Raw genomic sequence first — 1,896 nt, forward strand, 5'->3', positions numbered from 1 at the left:
GTCTTTAAAAACATTGGATGACGAAACAAAAAAGAGGAAACGATAGGAAACATAAAAATTATTGTACAAATAAACGCTAACAGAAAGGGTCTGATGAAAATCAGGCCCTTTTGACGTAAAAAAGCCATATCTCTCCTATTCAGCTTGACTTTAAGGATATAGGACAGCTTCTAGATTTTTGTAAGCGGTCACGTGTTTATTCTCTGACATTTTATTTAAATTGATTAATCTCCATTTCACTGAAGGAAGTTCCGAGACTAAAGCTGCGTCCAATCCTAAGAGTGCCCAATCAGGTGTCTTATTTTTGACAGAGAGTAAAAATTTACGTTCACTATCAGTCATCTCCTTGTTGATATCTGCAATCAGTTTCTCCCGTACAGAAAGTAGCTCCTCTAAAGAAACTTCAATTTCTGCCATTTGCGCAAACTCCATTTCATATATACCTGAGATATCTTTTCGGTTTGGATTAAGCAGTTCTGCCATCGGTCGAAAATGACTTATTAAAAATACAAGAAATGTTTTTCGTAATTCTTCCGTTAATCCTTCATTTTCGTATAACTGTTTTACATCAAACAAATCACGGGGATGTTGACGATCTAGGGCAGCGCAAAGTTTACCAGCATACAGATCTGGGTGTGATGCAACTAGCATTTCAGCATAACCAAATTCTTTTTCAACCTGCGGTCGCACTTCCATTCTGACAGCTGGGAAAAGGCTTCCACGTATAACAGGAGATAGTTCTATTTTAACACGAACATCATTAAGTGAAACTATTATTCGTAAAGAATTATCCTGTTGTAGTGTTGTATTTTGAACTTGGGCACCTGCAATCGATTTCTTTATGGAATCTGTTATTCTCGCTAATGCAGCTCTGATATTTTCAAGAGAGGCGTCGCGATCCTCCATTGGCAGATACAACAAATCGATGTCTACGGAAAGCCTTGGCAAATCTCTATAAAACAAATTAATAGCCGTACCGCCTTTAAGTGCAAAACAGTCTTCTTTATCGATTATAGGTAACAATCGGATCAATAAACGGACCTGCTCGGCATATTCTTCTTTCTTACTCATAAAAATCAGGAACAGTTATTTTATATTTCTTATTTAGTTTCCCACCTGTGACGATCACACGATTACCAGATCCAAAATCTATTTTCTCAGATTGAAGTTTTGTAAACCAGGTATGATTTTGACGCTCGGCAAGGTAAAAGAAAAGCCTGCGAACTTTGATATTTGTGCACAGTTCCAATAATCTTTGGAGTGTCCTAGGAGAAAGCGTATTTAATCCTTGCATTAATTCATCCGCATGTTCAAATGATATATTTTGGGGAACTTGATTCATCACTTCCAAAATAGCTCTTTCAGGAATGGATATACGTAAGCCTTCCTTTGTATTTTTCCAACTGAAAGCTCTAGTAAACTCAAGTAATGCTAGCGGCCTTTCATCTTCAAAACTATTACCAAATAAATAGCCAGAACTATGCTTAAGAAATTTGATCCCTGTTGTAAGGTTATTTATCCATATGGGAAGATTATCCCGGCCATATAAATGAATCAAGCGTTGATTAGACATCGGGAGATAATGGGTCAGTTTCTGAAGTTCTAAAGCCGATAGGCCTCCAATGGTTAGATCTGTATCTAGCTGTTTCTGCAGGAAATAGACAATATCCCCCCATTCCACTTCCGCCCCTTCACGTTTATATACTCCATTTTTCACAGTTTCCAATAGTCGACTCTTCAATAAATTATCGATCGCATGGCCTGTGAGATCATTCTGCTGTAGCCAAGATCTGGTAACCAAAGCTCCCTCCGGCACTAATTTTAACACATCTTTCCTTCTCTGAGAATACATATTCATGTTTAAACTATTTAAATTTATCGGCGAAAAACGCCGAT

Annotated in this window: 2 protein-coding genes; both read right to left on the reverse strand. The window is 37.5% G+C overall.

Annotation, left to right across the window (positions count from 1 at the left end; all coding sequences use genetic code 11):
• Positions 1-150: 150 nt before the first annotated feature.
• Positions 151-1,071, reverse strand: a complete 921-nt coding sequence (locus B2X72_RS15390) for a nucleotidyl transferase AbiEii/AbiGii toxin family protein (protein ID WP_121127206.1) — start codon at positions 1,069-1,071, stop codon at positions 151-153.
• Positions 1,064-1,896, reverse strand: an 833-nt coding sequence (locus tag B2X72_RS15395; RefSeq protein WP_349681399.1) for a type IV toxin-antitoxin system AbiEi family antitoxin domain-containing protein, incomplete at its 5' end; no start/stop codon positions are given. The genes B2X72_RS15395 and B2X72_RS15390, both read right to left, overlap by 8 nt.

It is taken from the genome of Sphingobacterium sp. UBA7253 (genome assembly GCF_002472745.1).
In the GTDB taxonomy this organism is placed as follows: Bacteria; Bacteroidota; Bacteroidia; order Sphingobacteriales; family Sphingobacteriaceae; genus Sphingobacterium; species Sphingobacterium siyangense.